This is a genomic window from Sinomicrobium endophyticum, assembly GCF_052983315.1.
Window position 1 is genome coordinate 54,998 of the sequence record NZ_JBRKIS010000043.1, and the last position, 18,801, is coordinate 73,798.

The window sequence follows — 18,801 nt, forward strand, 5'->3', positions numbered from 1 at the left end:
ACAGCTGTTTTCCAGGATCATAAACCAGAAACAGAAAACATTGGAGACGAAAAAAAACACAATCCTGCTATCCCCTTCAGAATTAAAAGAATTTCTCGATGCCAAAGCAGCAGAGTACAACAAACCCGATTTTATAGAAACGGACCCTATACAGATTCCACACGCTTTCACCCGTAAAGAAGACATAGAAATAGCCGGGTTTCTGGCGGCCACCATTGCCTGGGGTAACCGTAAAAGTATTATCAACAATGCCCGTAAGATGATGACTTTCATGGGCGATGCTCCTTACGATTTTGTAATGTCGCACAAAGCAGAAGACCTGGAAAAGCTGAACACTTTTGTTCACCGCACTTTTAACGGAACGGATTTGCAGTGTTTTGTACAATCGTTGCGCCATATATACACGAAACACGGCGGACCGGAAGCTGTTTTTGCCAAACATGCAGAAGAAGAAACCCTACAGGATGCTATCCATCATTTTAAAAAATACTTTTTTGAAATCCCGCATCTGCCTAGAACAGAGAAACATGTTTCCGATCCCTTAAAAGGCTCCTCGGCCAAACGCATTAATATGTTCCTGAGGTGGATGGTGCGTGACGACAATACCGGGGTGGATTTCGGCATTTGGAAAAGTCTCTCTCCTTCCCGGCTTTCCTGTCCCCTGGATGTGCATTCGGGCAATGTAGCAAGAAAACTGGGGTTATTGAAAAGAAAACAAAATGATGCCAAAGCCCTTTCGGAACTGGATGACAGTCTCCGAAAACTGGATGCCTCCGATCCGGTAAAATATGATTTTGCACTATTTGGCCTCGGTGCCTTTGAAAAGTTTTAAGAATTTATAGTAATTTAGGTGCAGCCCAAATGGCTCCGTAACCCGTTAAAAAATCTCTTCATGAAAAAGAAAAATACCCCTTTGCTTTTACTCCTCTTCTTTTGTTCTTTTTTACTTGCTCAGAAACGTACTATCCCCGCAGACACTACGGTTACTTCCACTCATGAAGTAACGGTAAACGGCAATCGTTTTTCTTATACCGCCACTACAGGCACCCAACCGGTCTGGGATGAACACGGCAATCCGACAGCCACTTTGTATTATACCTATTATGAGAGAAAGGGTATTAAGGACAGGGCTTCGAGACCCCTCGTCATTTCTTTCAACGGAGGACCGGGATCGGCTTCGGTGTGGATGCATATCGCATATACCGGGCCCCGCCTGCTGAATATCGATGACGAAGGATACCCGGTACAACCTTACGGTATCAAGGAAAATCCGTATTCCATTCTGGATGTCGCGGATATTGTGTATGTAAATCCCGTAAACACAGGGTATTCCCGGCTCATTGAAACAGAAGAGAAAGAAGCAAAAAAATCGGACTTCTTCGGGGTTAATGCCGATATCAAATATCTTGCGGAATGGCTGAATACATTTGTTACCCGATCTGACCGCTGGCAATCGCCGAAATACCTGATCGGGGAAAGTTATGGCACAACCCGTGTTTCCGGGCTTGCCCTTGCCCTGCAAAATCAGCAATGGATGTACCTCAACGGCGTTGTACTGGTATCTCCTACCGAACTGGGGATTAAAAGGGACGGCCCCGTGGAAATAGCCAATCGCCTGCCGTATTTTGCCGCCGCCGCATGGTATCACAAAATGCTGCCTCCCGACCTACAACAGAAAAAACTCGAAGAAATACTGCCGGAAGTAGAGAACTATACGATCAAAGAACTGCTTCCCGCACTGACCCTGGGAGGACATCTGGATAATACGCAAAAAAAATCTGCCGCCTCAAAAATGGCCAGGTATTCCGGGTTATCCGAAAAAGTACTGTTACAGCACAATCTCGACGTGTCTTATCGGTTTTTCTGGAAAGAACTTCTTCGGGATAAAGGCTATACCATTGGCCGGCTGGATTCCCGTTATCTCGGTATCGATCGTGAAGACGCGGGAGATTCCCCCGATTACAATGCCGAACTCACCTCCTGGCTGCATTCCTTTACCCCTGCCATGAATTATTACGCCCGGGAGCACCTTAACTTCAAAACCGATGTTAAGTACAATATGTTCGGGCCGGTACATCCCTGGGACAGGTCAGATGACAATACCGGTGATAATCTCCGGCAGGCAATGGCGCAAAACCCATACCTGAAAATCATGGTGCAATCGGGATATTTTGATGGAGCATGTACTTATTTCAATGCCAAATACACCATGTGGCAAATGGACCCCGCCGGAAAGTTTGCCGACCGCATGCGTTTTGAGGCCTATCACAGCGGACACATGATGTACCTGCGTAAAGAAGACCTGAAAACCGCCAACGATCATATCCGGGAATTCATACGGAATTCCTTACCCGGAAAGGACGTTCCGGCCAAATACTAATGTAAAACCATAAAGTTTATGCTAAAGTCATTGTTCTCCAGGAAAAGATCCGCCCCTTACCGCTGTGGCGTGGCCCTTGGCGGGGGCGGCGCCCGGGGATTCGCACACCTGGGTGTTCTCAAAGCTTTGGAAGAATCGGGTATTAAGCCCGATATCCTTTCGGGGGTAAGTGCCGGGGCTATAGTCGGGGCTTTCATAGCAGGCGGTTTTACTCCCGAAGAAGTTTTTGAGATCATGAAAGAAAACAGGCTGGGCAATTTTACCAGTATACAGCTTCCCAGGGACGGCCTGTTGAATTTCGATAAACTCCAGCACACCATAGCACGTTACATTCCCGCCAAAAATATAGAAGATCTGCCCATACCTTTCTATGCGGCGGCATCCAATCTCAACGATGGTGTTATCGAGTATTTCAATAAAGGTGATCTGGGAAAAATAGTACAGGCCTCTTCCTCTATTCCCGTATTGTTTTCCCCGGTTATAATAAATGGTAAGAAATATGTGGACGGCGGTATTTTTGATAATATTCCCATAGCTCCCCTGAAGGATAAATGCGATACTATCATTGCCATAAACATCACCCCTTCGCATAAAGCAGACAAACTGAATAACCTGATCGATATAGCTACAAGGACATTTCACCTGAGTGTGGAATCTACGTCTTTCCGGAAAAAAGAAGAATGCGATATCTATATAGAACCGCCGGAACTGTATAATTATCCTATACTGGATGCCTCTAAGGCGGAGAAGATGTTTCAGATAGGATATGAGTATACCAAAATGCTGGACATTTTTTCCCCGGAATAATAATATCCGGATGGGGTGTAAATCCGGCTGTTAATGGAACCTGACGTCACTGTATTTGGCCTGAACAGTGACCTGCCCCCCGGAGTCGCCTTCTTTGGCACTTCCCTTTATTACTGTGTTCCCCATAGTTCCGGAAGTAGAAACCTTCAGGTTTTCGGGGAGTTTTATATCGGAGTTTTCACTGTTCACCGAAATACGGAAACCCGACCGGGGCAATGCGATTACGGCATTGGTGTTATCCAGCGTAACATCCAGTTCCCGGAAATCATTTCCTATATTATTTATCTGCAACTTACCGAAAGTTCCCTGTATGCGCCCTGTGTGCAACAGGTTGTTTACCGTTACGTCGGACGCATTGGAAATCAGCTCCATGCTGGTAACATTTTCCAGGTCTACTTCCTTAACATAATTCACTTTGAGTTTTCCCCCGTTCCAGTTGTGGACCAGAACGGGAGCATATGAAGTTTCTATAGAAGTCTCTTTGCCCTTAACCCGGTGGGCAAGCAAACTGGCATGAGACAGGGTTGCCCGGATATTCTCTGAGTTTTCGGCCAGTTTAACCTCTCCGTGACGTACATTCATTTTTAGTTTCGTGTCCTTCGGTATGCGGATAAGTATACTTTTCCGGATCTTTATGTGCTTTTTGCCGGATTGCCCGTTTTGTATCTTAATTTCTTGCTGGTTTCCGTCTTTCGAAAAATAAAATACTTTCATATTCTTTTGGGATTCCTTTACTTTTGCCTTTATTTTTTCGGCATGGACTTTCATTTCCTCAGAACGTTCTTCCATTTCTTTCTTCCACTCCTTCATGTTCTCCTTGAAATCTTCATCAAAAATAGTTTTCATTTTCTTTTTCCACTCCTCCATATAAGCATCCCCATCCTCCTTGTATGCCTCATAATCGAAGGTCAAACCGGACATATCCGGCATTTTGGGTGGCATAGGAGGTACGGGAGGGATAGGCACTTCAATAGGTTCCGGGATTTCGGGAATCGCCGGAAATCCGGACAGCGCAAACACATTTCCGGGATGAGTGGAAATCTGTATTTTATTTTTATCTCCCGTAGTCCGGAAATCCCAGCTTTCAAAGTACTTTTTAGCTTCTTCCTTGCTCAGTCCCTCTACCTCTACGGTAGCCACAACCTCAACGGTATTTTTGTTCCACGTTTCAAACTGTACATCGGAATGGCTGGTATTTATTTCGACCATGACGTCCTTATTCACCGAAAAACTTTCACGGAATGTTTTGGTCTCTTTCTGTGCCTGTACCTGCAGGGCAAAAAGCCCCATAAGCAGCATACTAAATCTGTAAACCGGATATTTCTTCATTATTTCTGTTCTTTAATTCCTGTAATTTTTCTTTCAGGCGGTACAACAACTGCAACCGCATTTTCAAGTTATCTATCAAGGCAACGACCGTCTGCTCGTTGGGCCCTATATCGTTCAGTTCCCGGCTTAATGCCTGATATTCTCCATTAAGTTCGCCAAGCCTGGCCATGTATTCATCAAAAAGTTGTCTGTTCTCCTCATCGATCTCTACCTGGGATATTTCCCAGTTTATCGCAGTTACATAATATTCCTCCACTTTTTTCAGGTCGGGAGAAAGGTCTCCCAAAGAAATACGATTAACATCATTTACCGGGTTACCGGTACCTGTAACTACAGGAGAGTCCTCTATCCCACCCTTCTCTTGTTGCATCCCATAGAAAAGAATAGCGGCGACTCCACCGACAATCAAAAAAGAAGCAGCAATTTTCCATACCTGTCCGCCGGACAAATTCAGTCTTCTCACTTTCTTTTCCGGCAATTCACTATTCAGCCTGGCCAGAAAACGTTCTTCATGCCCTTCCGGTATCCCGTCCGTCTCCCGGTATCCTTTTTCCAGTAATTCCCTGATATCCTTCATTCGACTGTTCTTTTTAGTATCCCGTCAATCCATTATCTATTATCTCAAGCCGGTTTATACGCTCCCAATATCTCCCGTAACCTTTTTTTGCCGCGAAAAAGCAACGTCCTGGAATTCACTTCCGTAATCCCCAGTATCTGGGCTATTTCCTCATGGTCGTATCCTTCCAGCAAAAAAAGCATTACCACATATCTGCAACTCTCCGGCAGGCGTTCTATGGCATATATAACCATTTTGGACGTTACGTTGTCTTTAACCAGCCAATCCCCGTTCTCCTCCTCCGCGATATCGATATATCCCTCGTCCAAAGACAACAATTTTTCTCTTTCTGTCTTTATCCTGTCCAGACAATGGTTAATAACAATGCGTTTCAGCCAGGCCCCGAAAGCTACTTCTTCCCTGTATTGATGTAGTTTTTTAAAAACCTTTATAAAAGACTCCTGTACGGCATCTTCCGCATCTTCCCGGTTTGCCAGGTAACGTTTGGCCACACAGAACATGGCGTCACAATACTGTCGATACAGTTTTAATTGTGCCTTGCGGTCGTTATTTCTACACTTTTCAATAAGGTCTGTCTGAAACATTCCGGCCGGTTTGTTCTGTTTTTTATTCTTTAGAGCATGTTTAAAAAGGATTGATTGTAGCGAAAAATGATGATTTTTGTTCCATATGAAGGCTTTTTTGATCCCGATGATTATCGGGAGCATAGCCGTAGCTATGGGGCGAGAAAAAGACAAAATATGGGGCAAAAAGGGCATTTTTTAGCCAATTGAATTCTTTTTAAACATGCTCTTAATACGTTTTTTAAATCGCCATAACCTACATCTTTATAGACGATGCGGAATACCACATGTTGCAGGTTTTTGATAATTTTATACTTTTATCCCGAAAAAAGGTACGCAAAAAAACGCCGGAAAAACCAATAAAACACACAATAACAACAAATTAACTTCACTTCGGGGCGTTAAAAAAAATTATTCCTTTTTTTCTTATTAAAATTTTAACATTTGACATTTGGTTTTTATAGACGACCGGTCATATTTTTGCATCTGAAATTAGATAAACCGTGTCAAAGACAGTAAAGTATAAAGAAAAAACCGATTTCCTCCTGGACAAAGGATTGGAATTGCTTTGGTGTAAAGGCTACAACGGTACCAGTGTCAATGACATTGTAAAAGTAGCCGATGTCCCCAAAGGTTCTTTCTATTTTTATTTTGACTCCAAAGAAGATTTTACCGTCAAGGCACTGGACAGGTATTTTGCCCTGAAGAGAGCGAGCACTTCGGAAGTACTGGAAGATCAGTCCGTACCTCCTTCACAACGACTGTACAATTACTACGAAAAGCGGGTGAATATTATGAAAGACCAGCTCCATTGTACCTGGGGCTGCATGGGGGCAAACATAGGTAGTGAAATGTCCGAACACAGTGAAAAAATACGTGTAACCATTGTTAACCATGAAGAAAAAATAAGACGGCAAATAGTGGACGTGGTCATTGCAGCACAAATGGATGAAGAAATAGACCATACTGTAAACCCGGATAACATCGTAGCATTTATCGAAGATGCCTATAAAGGCATGCTTATATCCATGAAAGAAAACCAAAGTGCCGGACCTTTGGACAACTTCCTGTTCTTTTTAAAGACTCTCATATTAAAGTGATATTTTTTTTGAATTTATCATAGACGACCGGTCAATTTTAACAATATCAACATTTAACCCTAAAACTTATGAAACATTCTATTTCTCCACCGGAACATCGTATTTCATCAACTACCTCGGGGCAATCCCGATAATCCCGATAACTATCGGGATCGGGACGCGAGGTATTCAAATGAACAAACCTTAGCCCATTTCGATGCAGAGCATCGGGGAATTAAATCTATTTAATGGGATTAAACGGATCATCCATCAGCTAAATTTATTTTAACACTCAAATTAAGTCCGAACGGAAGGCATGGTTAACACTTTGTTTTCCCAAAAAAAGTAAACGCTATGAAAAACTACAAATACCAAAGCACCGCACTTATCCTATTCGCGTTCCTGCTGGTCACTTTTACTTTTATTTCCTGCAGTGAGGGTAAGGCTGCGGAACAGGGCCCTCAAGCTCTCCCCGCGTCCTACGTTCATCCTTCCGTACATAAAATTACGGACTGGAGCGAATACATAGGCCGTTTCGAAGCTTCCGAACGCGTGGAAATACGTTCCAGAGTAAACGGATATATCGAGTCCGTTAACTTCAGGGACGGCGATATCGTAAAAAAAGGACAAACACTTTTTATTATTGACCAACGTCCTTATTACGTAGCACTCAAACAGGCCGAAGCCGAAAAGCTACAGGCCGAGGCCGATCTCCGCCGTACACAAAGCGATTATGATCGTATCGCTTCCGTACAGGATTCCAGGGCAGTTTCAGCCGAAGAAGTAGAACAGCGCAAGCAAATTGCCAAATCTGCCGAAGCACGCCTTATGGCCGCCGATGCCCGAATGGCCCAGGCACGTCTCGATCTCAGCTATACGGAAGTCAAAGCACCGATAAGCGGGAAAATAAGTGAAGATTTCGTCAACTCCGGAAATTATATAACAGGCGGAGCTGCCAATGCCACACTTCTGACTACTATCCTTGCCGTAAACCCGATCCACTTCTATTTCGAAGGGAACGAAAATGACTTCCTGAAGTTTCACGCTTCCCCGGATTCGAATGGAAACAATTCAGCCATAAAAAAGCCCGTAGTTGTGAAATTGTCAGCCGATGAAAATTATACCCGCGAAGGATATATGGACTTTGTCGATAATGAAATCCAGAGGAGTACGGGAACTATTCGCGGCAGGGCCGTATTTGAAAATCCGGATATGCAGCTCGAAGCCGGTATGTTTGGCCGTTTGCGATTACTCGAAAAAACAAAGACCGATGCAATACTTATTCCGGAGATAGCAATAAGCAGCAATCAGTCCCAAAAAATAGTCTATACGATCGATGCGGACAGTACCGTACAGGTAAAACCGGTAAGAATAGGCAAACTGTATGGTGAAAAGTACAGGATCGTCGTAGGCGGACTAACGGAAGAAGACCGAATCATAACAGGAAATTTACTCAAAGTACGGCCCGGCATGAAGGTGGCCCCGAAAGAAGAATCTTTCGCGGTAACCACGCGCGACAGTGTCTCCGTAGCCCTGCGTTAATCCATTCCTGACATAATAACTGTTTTCCTTTCCTCCCGGTGTGCTCAATTACCGGGAGAAGGATTTTATATTCTGTTTCCAAACTTATTTATCACTAAAATGAAAAGATGTCCTCTATGATTTTACCGGGCAAACTTTCTACAATAAAAAAGTAGTAAACCAATGAAAATCAGTCATACTTTTATCAAAAGGCCGATTCTTTCGATCGTGATCTCTATCCTGCTTATGATCGTTGGAGGTCTGGCCTATTTTTCTCTTCCGATATCGCAATATCCGGATGTTGCTCCCCCTACCGTTGTGGTCCGGGCAGTATACCCCGGAGCAAGTGCGGAAACCATTTCCAAAACCGTCGCCACTCCCCTGGAGCAGGAGATCAACGGGGTGGAAGGAATGATATACATGTCGTCACAGGCTTCCAACGACGGTGCTCTCGAGATTACCGTTTCCTTTAAACAGGGAATAGATGTGGACAACGCCCAGGTACTCGTACAGAACCGGGTTGCCACTGCGGAGCCCCGTCTCCCGGAGGAAGTACGGAGGCTCGGGGTAACCACCGAAAAAAGTTCTCCCGACCTCATGATGGTTGTCCACCTCATATCTCCGGACAATACATACGACCAGACCTATCTGGCTAATTTTGCCAATTTCCAGATCACCGACCGTCTCTCGCGTATTGATGGGGTGGGATCGGTACAGATGTTCGGCGGGGATCAGTACTCCATGCGGATATGGCTCAATCCGGACCGTATTGCCACACTGGATATGACACCTAACGAAATACTGACCGCCTTAAGATCACAAAACATCCAGATCGCCGGAGGTACACTGAATCAACAGCCACTGACCTATCAGAATGCCTTCGAAGTAAATATTCAGACCCAGGGCAGGCTCAATTCCATCGAAGAATTTGAGAATATCATCGTAAGGAACGGGGATCGTGGTGAACTGGTACGTATCAAGGATATAGGAAGGGTAGAACTGGGTGCTGCCACATACAGCACCAAAGGATACCTCAGCCAATATCCTGCCGTGGCCCTGCCCATATCGCAAAGGCCCGGAACCAATGCACTGGAAACCGCAGAAGCCATAAAAGCAACTATGGCAGATGCTGCTAAGAATTTTCCGCAGGGAATCGAGTATCGTATCGCTTATAATCCGACGGAATTCATACAACAATCCATAAACGAGGTAGAGCACACTATTTATGAAGCCATATTTCTCGTAGTACTGGTTATTATACTTTTCCTGCAAACCTGGAGGGCTGCCATTATTCCTATTCTGGCTATTCCCGTATCGCTCATAGGTACGTTTGCGGTAATGCAGGCACTCGGATATTCCCTCAACTACCTTACCCTGTTCGGGCTGGTCCTGGCCATTGGTATTGTGGTAGATGATGCTATCGTTGTAGTGGAAAACATGGAACGTAACCTGCAAGAAGGTCTCGGTGTTAAAAAAGCAGCCAAAAGGACCATGGATGAAGTTGGTGGCGCATTGATATCTATGGGACTGGTTCTTGTAGCGGTTTTTCTGCCTACTATATTCCTCGAAGGTATCAGCGGGCAGTTTTACAGTCAGTTCGGGGTAACCGTTGCGGTAGCTACGATGATCTCCGTATTCGTATCCCTGAGCCTCAGCCCTGCCATAGCAGCCCTGGTCATGAAAAAACACAAATCTGCGGAAGAGCAGCATGCAACTACGGCTAAAATGGGCATTATATCCGCATTTTTCGCACAGTTTAACCGTATGATGGACTGGGTATCTGACCGCTACGGAAAAATAGTACGGAAGTTTATCGGCATTCGGGCATGGGCTTTGGTTATCTATGCAGTGCTTATCCTGTTCACTGTCTTTGCCTTTTACCGGGTTCCTTCCGGGTTTATCCCGGCCCAGGACCAAGGTTACTTTATAGCAGTGATCCAGTTACCTCCCGGGTCCTCCCTGGAAAGAACGGACAATGTCGTGAAAAAAGCCATAGACAGTATTATGAAAATCGACGGGATAAAAGATGCCGTTGCATTTACGGGCTTTGATGCTGCAAGCTTTACCAATGCTTCCAATGCCGGAGCCATATTCCCCGTCCTGGAAGATTTTGATACCAGGAAATCCAAGGGAATTGTATATGAAGATATTCAGGCTAAACTCAATCAGGCCCTGGGAGCTTTTGAAGATGCGTTCATCGTCGTCATCCCTCCCCCTCCCGTAAGCGGTATCGGAAATGCCGGGGGATTCAAACTCATGCTCCAGGACAGGGGCGGACTGGGCAATGAACAACTGCTTCAGGCCGGATATGCATTAATGGCAGCAGCCAATCAGGACCCCGCCCTTACCGATGTCTTTACTTTCTTTAATACAAGTTCTCCACAATTGTTTTTTGACATTGACAAAGAACGCGCACAAAAACTGGGGATTCCTATCGAAGAAATATCCAGTGCCATAGAAGTTTATCTGGGCTCCGCCTTTGTGAATGATTTTAACCTTCTGGGAAAAACATTCCGGGTAACCGCCCAGGCAGACGGGGATTACCGTTATGGCCCGGAAGACCTAACCCGTATCCGGGTTCGCAATAAAGAAAACAAGATGATACCACTCGGAGCCATCGGTGAGCTGGAAGACCTTTCGGGACCGGCAAGGGTGCCCCGATATAACCTCTACCCTGCCCTGGCCCTGACAGGTAATGCTACGCCGGGGTACAGCTCCGGAGAAGCTATTGATGCACTGGAAAAACTCGCCGATGAAATACTCCCGGAAGGTGTCGATTACGAATGGACGGAAATAGCCTATCAGCAGAAACAGTCCGGTAATACCGCAGGTATCGCTTTCGCCCTGGCCGTGCTTTTCGTTTTCCTCCTGCTTGCCGCACAGTATGAAAGCTGGGTACTTCCGCTTGCTGTTATCCTTATCGTTCCTATGTGTCTGCTATCAGCCATGCTTGGTGTGGGTATTGCAGGTATGGACAATAATATCCTTACCCAGATAGGACTGGTGGTCCTGGTGGGGCTGGCCAGTAAAAATGCCATTCTCATCGTAGAATTTGCCAAGCAACTGGAAGATCGCGGTTATGCCCTCGAAGAAGCTGCAAGGGAAGCGGCAAAACTCCGTCTTCGCCCCATACTGATGACCGCATTCGCCTTTATACTCGGTGTAGTGCCATTGGTACTGGCTTCCGGTGCAGGTTCTGAAATGAGAAGGTCACTGGGTACAGCCGTATTCAGCGGTATGCTGGGAGTTACTTTTTTCGGACTTCTCTTTACCCCGGTATTCTACGTTTTATGTAGAAAAATAGGAATTAAAAAAACTAAAACTATCGACGTAAAAGCATAATATGAAGACGATCCATTTTTTGAAATTTGCCCACATCATCCTCACCGTTTGGTTCTTCCTTCCCCTACAGGCACAAGACAGTCTTAGCGGCTGGAAGTGGCAGGAACCGCCACAGGAAAATGTAGTTTTATATATAGGAAATGACACCATCACAAAAAATGCAGATCCTATAACGGATGCAGCCCCGTGGTGGAAAGCATTCGGATACGGAGAACTGGACAGCCTGGTCCAAAAAGCGCTGGCTAACAATATAGACCTCAGGATTGCCGGGGCAAGGGTAGAGCAGGCCAGGGCCAATAAAAAAATAGCATTGGCCGGAATGTTTCCCACTATCCGTTTCGAACCGTCTTTCGTTAGACAGGAGTTTTCACCCAACCGCCCGAATCCGTTCGGCGGACAATTGGACAGGGCCACCCTCAACACTTACGAACTACCGGTTACCTTGTCTTATGAAGTAGATGTTTTCGGCAAGAATATCAACAACGTTGAAGCCAGTACACTTACCTCCAGGGCCAGTGAAGAGGAAAGAAAAAGTACCCTGCTTGCCGTTATTGCGGAAGTATCCAGGAGTTACTTCCTGCTGTTACAACTCGATGCGGAAAGTGATCTTCTGGAACATACGGAAACAACCCGTAAAGACAATTTGGAAATAACCTCTACCCGCTACGAAGCCGGATTGGTAAGCCAGATCGATGTACTCCGGGCAAAAACAGAACTTTCATCCGTACAGGTACAGCTAAAAAACAACAGGCAACTCCGGGCGGAAATAGAATTGATCCTGTCCACACTTACCGGTGAAGACGCAAGTACCTTCCGGGTTCCGCATAGTAAGGTCCGGTACCTCCCGCCTTCGGTAGCATTCGTGGATAAAGACTCCCTTGCCCTTTCCAGACCGGATCTGAAAGCGGCCCGGCTTTTACTGGAATCTTCGGACAAAAGGGTAAGCAGACAGTGGAAAGAACTGCTGCCATCATTTTACCTGAACGGTTCATACGGTTACCTCTCCGGCGAGGCCGGTAATCTCATAGAAGATAACGGCAGGAGCTGGATTGCAGGAGTATCTGCCTCTCTCCCTATTTTTGAAGGAGGAAGAAAACGTTCCGAGATAAAACTGAGACGAAGTGAGTTACAGGAGGCCCGGGAAAACTACAACAAGTTAACCCTGGAATCCCATCGGCAGGTAGAAAATGCCTACGCCCGGCTGCAATGGGTCCACCAGCAACTCCTGGCGCAACAGCAATTTGTAACTGCTGCCAGGGATGCCGCCAGCCTTACCGGTGAACGTTATCGCAAAGGACTCGTAAATTACATAGATGTAGTAGATGCAGAACGACAGGTACTGGAAGCGGAACGCCTGAGTGTTCAGCTATTCGGTCAGGAACTCAGCGAACGTGTTTCACTGATCCAGTCCCTCGGGATATTTCCGGAAACCCTGAAGTAATTTTTATCAATCCCTGGTATACATTCGTTTTATTTACAACACAAAAACCCTGCAAATGCGGGGTTTTTGTATTTTAGCCTTCCATAAAAACCATTGATGATTTCCTCCGGGAAATCCGGACCCTTAAAAAACATTTCAGTTGAAACATACCATACAAAATTCCCATATCACCCTTACTACCTTTAATTACGGTGCAACGATACAGCAACTCATCGTCAAAGACAAAAACGGAAACGACGTTAACGTTGTTCTCGGCTTTGAAACGGAAGAAGATTACAAAGACAATCCTTTTTACATAGGGGCCTCCATAGGCCGTTATGCCGGAAGGATAAGCAATGGAGGTTTTTCCCTGAACGGCACAGATTATGAACTGCACCAGGAAAACGGCGTACACCTTCACGGTGGCAGAAACGGACTGGACAAGAAAAACTGGGAACTGGAAAAGACAGAAACGGAAGGGAAAAATCCGTTTGTAACCTATACGGTTACCAGTCCGGATCTCGAAGAAGGTTACCCGGGAACGTTAAAGGTAAGTGTTACCTATCAATTAGCGGGTAATTCCCTGAAGATAACTTACGTGGCTACTACAGATAAGACCACTGTTATCAACCTTACGAATCATGCTTATTTTAACCTCGAAGGGAGAAATTCCATTCTCAACCACGAGCTGAAATTAAACAGCGAGGTTTTTGTTGAGCTGGATGATAAACTTCTGCCTACGGGAGATTTTTTACCCGTAAAAGGCACCGCATACAATTTTCTGTCTCCCGAAGTCATCGGTTCCAAACCAGGATTTTCAGGCATAGACGATGTTTTTGTACTGAAGGGACAAGAACCCGCCGCAACCCTGTATTCTCCTGAAACGGGGATTGAGATGAACGTAAGTACTGACCAAAGGGCTACCGTTGTCTTTACTCCTGACGATCTCGGAAAAAAGAATTTTGTAAACGGGACCGAGTACGGAAATTTTTCTTCCATCTGCTTCGAAGCCCAGACTTTTCCGGATGCACCTAACCAGCCAAATTTTCCTTCGGCAGTCCTGGAGCCGGGAGAGACATACAGGAACGAAACAGTGCTTCGGTTCGGCGTGAGATAGCATCTTTTCTTCCCTGTTCTCAAAATACGGAAAGGGAAACAGGGAGCATACCCTTAGGGCAAACGCATTATATAAGGGAAGACAGATGAAAGGGATGAGACACCGGGAGACAAAGTGACAAAGAGATGAAGGGTGTTGGTGCTTTATAGTGTTTGGTTGTTATTGATGAAGATTGCTCTTCGACTGCGCTCAGGAACCTGATAAAGATAGAAGATATTGGGTGCTTAGTTTGGGAGTCTTGGAGTTGGGGAGTCCCGATATATATCGGGATGGAGTTTTGTAGGGAAAGTGTTCCCGTTTCAACTCCCTAACTAACCAACTCCGAAATAATCAACCACCGGAAAACTGGCAAACCGGTAACCGGCAACAAACCTTAAACATAGAATTACGCAATTATGATGCGTTTGCCCTGAACATACACCGGGAATGCACTAAAAGAAATTGTATTTTTACGGAATAGAAACTCCTCGACTTTTGAGCGAAAAACAAAAAACAACAACCGGAAAACAAGATACCTCCGGGGACAATCTCCCCGGAAAATCGGTTGCGCCCAATCTTCAAAGATTTAAAAAAGTACAGACATCTCCAGAAAAACTGGCCGAAAACATCATTTCCGGAGATGTGGTTGCTCTCAGCCAGGCCATTACCTTGGTAGAAAGCACAAATCCGGAACATGCCGAAAACGCACAGTCCGTTATCGAACAATGCCTTCCTCATGCCAACCGTTCCGTCCGGATAGGTATTACCGGGGTTCCCGGAGCCGGGAAAAGTACATTTATAGAAACTTTCGGAAAACACCTCACATCTATCGGGAAAAAGGTTGCCGTACTGGCTGTGGATCCCAGCAGTACCATAAGCCGGGGCAGTATTCTGGGCGATAAAACACGTATGGAAGAACTGGTGAAGGATGTAAATGCTTTTATACGCCCCTCTCCTTCCGGTAATTCTCCCGGGGGAGTGGCGAGAAAAACCCGGGAAACCATACTGCTGTGTGAAGCCTGTGGTTTTGATACCATTATCGTGGAAACCGTGGGAGTAGGCCAGGGAGAAACTGCCGTGCATAGTATGGTGGATTTTTTCCTGTTGCTGAAACTGGCTGGTGCAGGCGATGAGTTACAGGGTATTAAACGGGGGATTATGGAAATGGCAGATGCCATTGTGATCAATAAAGCCGACGGAGACAATAAAAAAGCCGCAGATAAAGCCAAAGCCGAATTTGCAAGAGCCCTTCACCTCTACCCACCAAAAGAAAACGGCTGGACCCCGAAAGTTCTCACCGCCTCCGCCCTCGAAAACCTGGGGATTACCGAAATACGGGAGCTCATAGAAAACTATATATCCGATACCCGGGAAAGCGGTTACTTCCGGCACAAACGGATGGAACAGAACAAATACTGGCTGGTACAAACCATTGAGGACAGGCTTAAAATGCTCTTTTACCAGGACGAAAACATAAAAAAACAATTGGACAAAGAACTCCTGGCATTGGAAAAAAACGAGACCACCCCATTTGCTGCCGCCCGAAAACTGCTGGACTTATGGAACAGGTAAAAAGCTATTTCACAGAAAATTAACTCTGTTTCCACACCCTATCCTGATATTTCCGGAGGAAATCACATATTTTTTTTACATCTTTGCGTGTTAGAAGCGACCAGAATAAACCCGGACCGGGTTTCTGCGATTATTAAACGGAGAATGAACTACCAATTTACCATTATTGTTCCTATATATAACGAAGAAGACAATCTCGAACGTTTAGAAAAAGAGCTCAGCGGGTATCTTTCCAGTACAAAAACAATAACAAAAGTACTTCTGATAAACGACGGTTCCGGGGACCGTAGCCAGGAACTTATTGAAGTAATCTGTCAAAGAAATGAAGCTTTTCACTTTCTGCAATTCGCAGAAAACAGGGGATTAAGCGCTGCCATTAAAGCGGGTTTCGATTATACAGACACTCCGCTTCTGGGCTATATGGACTCTGACCTGCAAACATCTCCGGAAGATTTTGACCTGCTCCTGGAACACATCGGGGAGTACGACCTGGTGACAGGTGTAAGGGCCAATCGTAAAGATTCTTTTGTAAAAAACATGTCTTCACTGATTGCCAATAAAATAAGAAGGACTTTTACCCATGACGGCATGGACGATACCGGATGCCCGCTGAAGGTCATTAAAACGGAATATGCTAAGCGAATCCCTATGTTTAAAGGACTTCACCGTTTTCTTCCGGCCATGATACTATTGCAAAACGGAAAGATCATCCAGATTCCCGTACGCCATTTTCCGAGAACAGCCGGAGAGGCCAAGTTCGGATTGTGGAACAGGCTTCTCGGCCCCCTGATGGACTGTTTTGCATACCTTTGGATGAAGAGGAAGTATATCAACTACACTATAGCCAGGAAAGGATAAATGCAAAACTGGATCGTCTACGCCATCGGATTTCTTGCACAAATATTGTTTTCCAGCAGGTTACTGCTGCAATGGATCCTTTCCGAAAAAAATAAAACCGTGCTTACCCCGCGCCTGTTCTGGCAACTCAGCCTGCTGGCGTCGTTCCTTCTGTTCATCTACGGTTATCTCCGCCATGATTTTGCTATTATGCTGGGACAGGCACTTACGTATTTTATATACATCCGGAATATGCAGATGCAGGGAGACTGGGCTAAATTTCCAAAGGTTTTCCGTACTTTTTTATGGCTCTTTCCGTTTATAATAGTGCTTTATTATTACAACAATAACAAACTGGATATCCAAAACCTGTTTCAGAATGAAAATATCCCTTTGTGGTTGTTAATGATGGGAAGTGCAGCGCAGATCATCTTTACTTTTCGCTTTATTTATCAATGGATATATTCGGAAAGAAAAAAAGAATCTGTTCTGCCTGCAGGGTTCTGGATTCTCAGCCTTACCGGGGCAGTACTCATTCTGGCCTACGCGGTTTTGAGAAAAGACCCGGTACTGATGACAGGCCATCTGTTCGGCAGCGTTATTTATATAAGAAACCTGATGATATTAAAAAAACAACATGGTTAAGACACTGGAAAGATACCCGGCAATAACACTTTTGCTGGTATGCCTCATTATCTTTTTCTATAACCTGGACGAGCTTTACGTAAATATTATGGAAGCACGGAATTTTATCACTGCCAGGGAAATGCTTTCGGACAACAACTGGTTACTGACCACTCTCAACGGGCTGCCACGCTACGAAAAACCGCCTTTGCCTACCTGGTTGACTGCATTTTCGGCTGCTGCTTTCGGTATGAAAAGTCTTTTTGCACTCCGGCTTCCCGCGGCACTTGCAGCAACACTTACGGTATATATGATGTACAGGTTCAGCCTGAAAATACATCGAAACAATCAGCTTAGTCTCTATACCGGGCTTATCCTGGCAACATCGTTTTACGTGATCTTTTCCGGTCGTAACGGGCAATGGGATATATTTACCCACGCTTTTATGATGACTTCCCTATATTTCCTTTACCTCTTGTTCCGGGGAGAACATTTGTGGAGAAACGCATTACTTGCAGGTATCTTTGCCGGCGTTTCTTTTCTGAGTAAAGGCCCGGTTTCCCTGTATACGCTATTTCTGCCTTTTATCATAGCTTACGGTGTGGTTTTCAAGTTCACCGGTTTCCGAAAAAAGATATTGCCTTTCCTGTTCTTTATTGTAATTATGGCACTTTCGGGGCTTTGGTGGTTTGTATACGTACGACTGGCCGACCCGGAAGCTTTTGTCGCCATAGCTTCGGAAGAGGCGGCAAACTGGAGCAGTTATAACATAAGACCTTTCTATTATTACTGGAGTTTCTTTACCCAGAGCGGCGTATGGACCATCCCCGCATTTGCCGGGCTACTGTACCCCTACCTTAAAAAAAGGGTGAGTGATAAGAAAGCGTATTTATTTTCTTTTTTATGGACTATGGGTTCCGTAATATTGCTTTCCATCATTCCCGAGAAAAAATCGCGTTACCTGCTGCCGGTACTATTGCCATTGGCCATGAACACGGCATTCTATATAGAATACCTGGTTCGCGAATTTGCAATTATAAAAAATAAGAAAGAAACTATTCCGGTATACTTCAACTTCGGATTAATAGCCCTGATAGGAGTCGTTTTCCCTGTAGCCGGGTATATTTTTTTCGGCAAAGAATTACAGGGACTCCGAATATCCTTTTTGCTGGCCTCGGTGTTCTTGTGCGGTACGGGCATCCTTATGTTCCGGAACCTGTTCCAAAAAAATATCCGAAACGTATTTTTACTCACTGTTGCGTTTATACTGGGGATTATTCTTTTCGGGTTACCGTTGGAAAATACTTTCAGCAATGACAATACAGCCTTCAACAATATAAATCACCTGGCGGAAAAAGCACAAAAAGAAGGACTTCCCGTCTACTCCTTCGGTGAAGTAGCCCCCGAAACCATATGGGAATACGGAACCGTAGCTCCCAGGATAGATGTGCATTCCCCGATAAAGATCCCTTCGGAAACCAGCTTCGGCGTTTTAGTTCCTCCTGCGAATGAAACAGAATTTAAACGTATCTTTACACCCGATTTCGATCTCCGCCTGGAAGATGTCTACGACATCAACTACACTGCGGGGAAAAAAGAAAAAGACTATAAACAAAGGCTGGTAAGCCAATATTATATCGCAACCAAAAAGTAA

The 18,801-nt window shown here is 45.2% G+C and carries 15 protein-coding genes; 12 read left to right on the forward strand and 3 right to left on the reverse strand.

Annotation, left to right across the window (positions count from 1 at the left end; translation table 11 throughout):
* The first annotated feature begins 40 nt into the window (after positions 1 to 40).
* From ACVBDU_RS16940 to ACVBDU_RS16950, 3 genes are read left to right on the forward strand one after another with little or no spacing between them, the layout of a single operon-like run.
* Complete coding sequence (locus ACVBDU_RS16940) at positions 41 to 832, forward strand: TIGR02757 family protein (RefSeq protein WP_447180910.1); 792 nt, start codon at positions 41 to 43, stop codon at positions 830 to 832.
* Between the two features lie 60 nt (positions 833 to 892).
* Complete coding sequence (locus ACVBDU_RS16945) at positions 893 to 2,380, forward strand: S10 family peptidase (RefSeq protein ID WP_447180911.1); 1,488 nt, start codon at positions 893 to 895, stop codon at positions 2,378 to 2,380.
* 18 nt (positions 2,381 to 2,398) lie between these two features.
* The gene (locus ACVBDU_RS16950; protein WP_447180912.1) at positions 2,399 to 3,187 is read left to right on the forward strand and encodes a patatin-like phospholipase family protein; all 789 of its coding nucleotides are present in this window, start codon (positions 2,399 to 2,401) and stop codon (positions 3,185 to 3,187) included.
* 30 nt (positions 3,188 to 3,217) lie between these two features.
* On the opposite strand, the gene ACVBDU_RS16955 is transcribed toward ACVBDU_RS16950, so the two are convergent.
* The 3 genes from ACVBDU_RS16955 to ACVBDU_RS16965 are packed head-to-tail and all read right to left on the reverse strand — an operon-like array spanning position 3,218 to position 5,677.
* Positions 3,218 to 4,516 (reverse strand): DUF4097 family beta strand repeat-containing protein, encoded by a 1,299-nt coding sequence (locus ACVBDU_RS16955; RefSeq protein ID WP_447180913.1) that lies wholly within the window; start codon positions 4,514 to 4,516, stop codon positions 3,218 to 3,220.
* Entirely contained in the window at positions 4,488 to 5,093 is a 606-nt protein-coding gene (locus ACVBDU_RS16960) for a hypothetical protein (RefSeq protein ID WP_447180914.1), read from the reverse strand. Before ACVBDU_RS16960 ends, ACVBDU_RS16955 begins: the two co-directional genes overlap by 29 nt.
* Positions 5,094 to 5,137: 44 nt before the next feature.
* Positions 5,138 to 5,677, reverse strand: a complete 540-nt coding sequence (locus ACVBDU_RS16965) for an RNA polymerase sigma factor (RefSeq protein ID WP_447180915.1) — start codon at positions 5,675 to 5,677, stop codon at positions 5,138 to 5,140.
* Between the two features lie 482 nt (positions 5,678 to 6,159).
* On the opposite strand from ACVBDU_RS16965, the gene ACVBDU_RS16970 reads away from it, so the two are divergent.
* From ACVBDU_RS16970 to ACVBDU_RS17010, 9 genes are all read left to right on the forward strand, one after another.
* Positions 6,160 to 6,756, forward strand: a complete 597-nt coding sequence (locus tag ACVBDU_RS16970) for a TetR/AcrR family transcriptional regulator (protein WP_447180916.1) — start codon at positions 6,160 to 6,162, stop codon at positions 6,754 to 6,756.
* 333 nt (positions 6,757 to 7,089) lie between these two features.
* Positions 7,090 to 8,277 (forward strand): efflux RND transporter periplasmic adaptor subunit, encoded by a 1,188-nt coding sequence (locus ACVBDU_RS16975; protein ID WP_447180917.1) that lies wholly within the window; start codon positions 7,090 to 7,092, stop codon positions 8,275 to 8,277.
* A gap of 162 nt (positions 8,278 to 8,439) precedes the next feature.
* Positions 8,440 to 11,598 (forward strand): efflux RND transporter permease subunit, encoded by a 3,159-nt coding sequence (locus tag ACVBDU_RS16980; RefSeq protein ID WP_447180918.1) that lies wholly within the window; start codon positions 8,440 to 8,442, stop codon positions 11,596 to 11,598.
* A gap of 1 nt (position 11,599) precedes the next feature.
* Positions 11,600 to 13,039 (forward strand): TolC family protein, encoded by a 1,440-nt coding sequence (locus tag ACVBDU_RS16985; RefSeq protein WP_447180919.1) that lies wholly within the window; start codon positions 11,600 to 11,602, stop codon positions 13,037 to 13,039.
* 139 nt (positions 13,040 to 13,178) lie between these two features.
* The gene (locus ACVBDU_RS16990) at positions 13,179 to 14,135 is read left to right on the forward strand and encodes an aldose epimerase family protein (protein ID WP_447180920.1); all 957 of its coding nucleotides are present in this window, start codon (positions 13,179 to 13,181) and stop codon (positions 14,133 to 14,135) included.
* Between the two features lie 474 nt (positions 14,136 to 14,609).
* A complete protein-coding gene (gene meaB, locus ACVBDU_RS16995; RefSeq protein WP_447180921.1) occupies positions 14,610 to 15,686 on the forward strand; it encodes a methylmalonyl Co-A mutase-associated GTPase MeaB in 1,077 nt (358 codons plus the stop codon).
* A gap of 144 nt (positions 15,687 to 15,830) precedes the next feature.
* Entirely contained in the window at positions 15,831 to 16,544 is a 714-nt protein-coding gene (locus tag ACVBDU_RS17000) for a glycosyltransferase family 2 protein (protein WP_447180922.1), read from the forward strand.
* Positions 16,545 to 17,168 carry a lipid-A-disaccharide synthase N-terminal domain-containing protein gene (locus ACVBDU_RS17005; RefSeq protein ID WP_447180923.1) on the forward strand — a complete coding sequence of 208 codons (624 nt, stop codon included), beginning with the start codon at positions 16,545 to 16,547 and terminating at the stop codon, positions 17,166 to 17,168.
* On the forward strand, positions 17,161 to 18,801 hold the full coding sequence (locus tag ACVBDU_RS17010; protein ID WP_447180924.1) for an ArnT family glycosyltransferase: 1,641 nt from the start codon (positions 17,161 to 17,163) through the stop codon (positions 18,799 to 18,801). The genes ACVBDU_RS17005 and ACVBDU_RS17010 overlap by 8 nt, the downstream gene beginning before the upstream one ends.

Coding starts and splice junctions, on each gene's coding strand:
- ACVBDU_RS17005 (WP_447180923.1), top strand. CDS start 16,545: ATGCAAAACTGGATCGTCTACGCCATCGGATTTCTTGCACAAATATTG.
- ACVBDU_RS16955 (WP_447180913.1), bottom strand. CDS start 4,516: ATGAAGAAATATCCGGTTTACAGATTTAGTATGCTGCTTATGGGGCTT.
- ACVBDU_RS16980 (WP_447180918.1), top strand. CDS start 8,440: ATGAAAATCAGTCATACTTTTATCAAAAGGCCGATTCTTTCGATCGTG.
- ACVBDU_RS17010 (WP_447180924.1), top strand. CDS start 17,161: ATGGTTAAGACACTGGAAAGATACCCGGCAATAACACTTTTGCTGGTA.
- ACVBDU_RS16945 (WP_447180911.1), top strand. CDS start 893: ATGAAAAAGAAAAATACCCCTTTGCTTTTACTCCTCTTCTTTTGTTCT.
- ACVBDU_RS16960 (WP_447180914.1), bottom strand. CDS start 5,093: ATGAAGGATATCAGGGAATTACTGGAAAAAGGATACCGGGAGACGGAC.
- ACVBDU_RS16985 (WP_447180919.1), top strand. CDS start 11,600: ATGAAGACGATCCATTTTTTGAAATTTGCCCACATCATCCTCACCGTT.
- ACVBDU_RS16950 (WP_447180912.1), top strand. CDS start 2,399: ATGCTAAAGTCATTGTTCTCCAGGAAAAGATCCGCCCCTTACCGCTGT.
- ACVBDU_RS16975 (WP_447180917.1), top strand. CDS start 7,090: ATGAAAAACTACAAATACCAAAGCACCGCACTTATCCTATTCGCGTTC.
- ACVBDU_RS16965 (WP_447180915.1), bottom strand. CDS start 5,677: ATGTTTCAGACAGACCTTATTGAAAAGTGTAGAAATAACGACCGCAAG.
- ACVBDU_RS17000 (WP_447180922.1), top strand. CDS start 15,831: ATGAACTACCAATTTACCATTATTGTTCCTATATATAACGAAGAAGAC.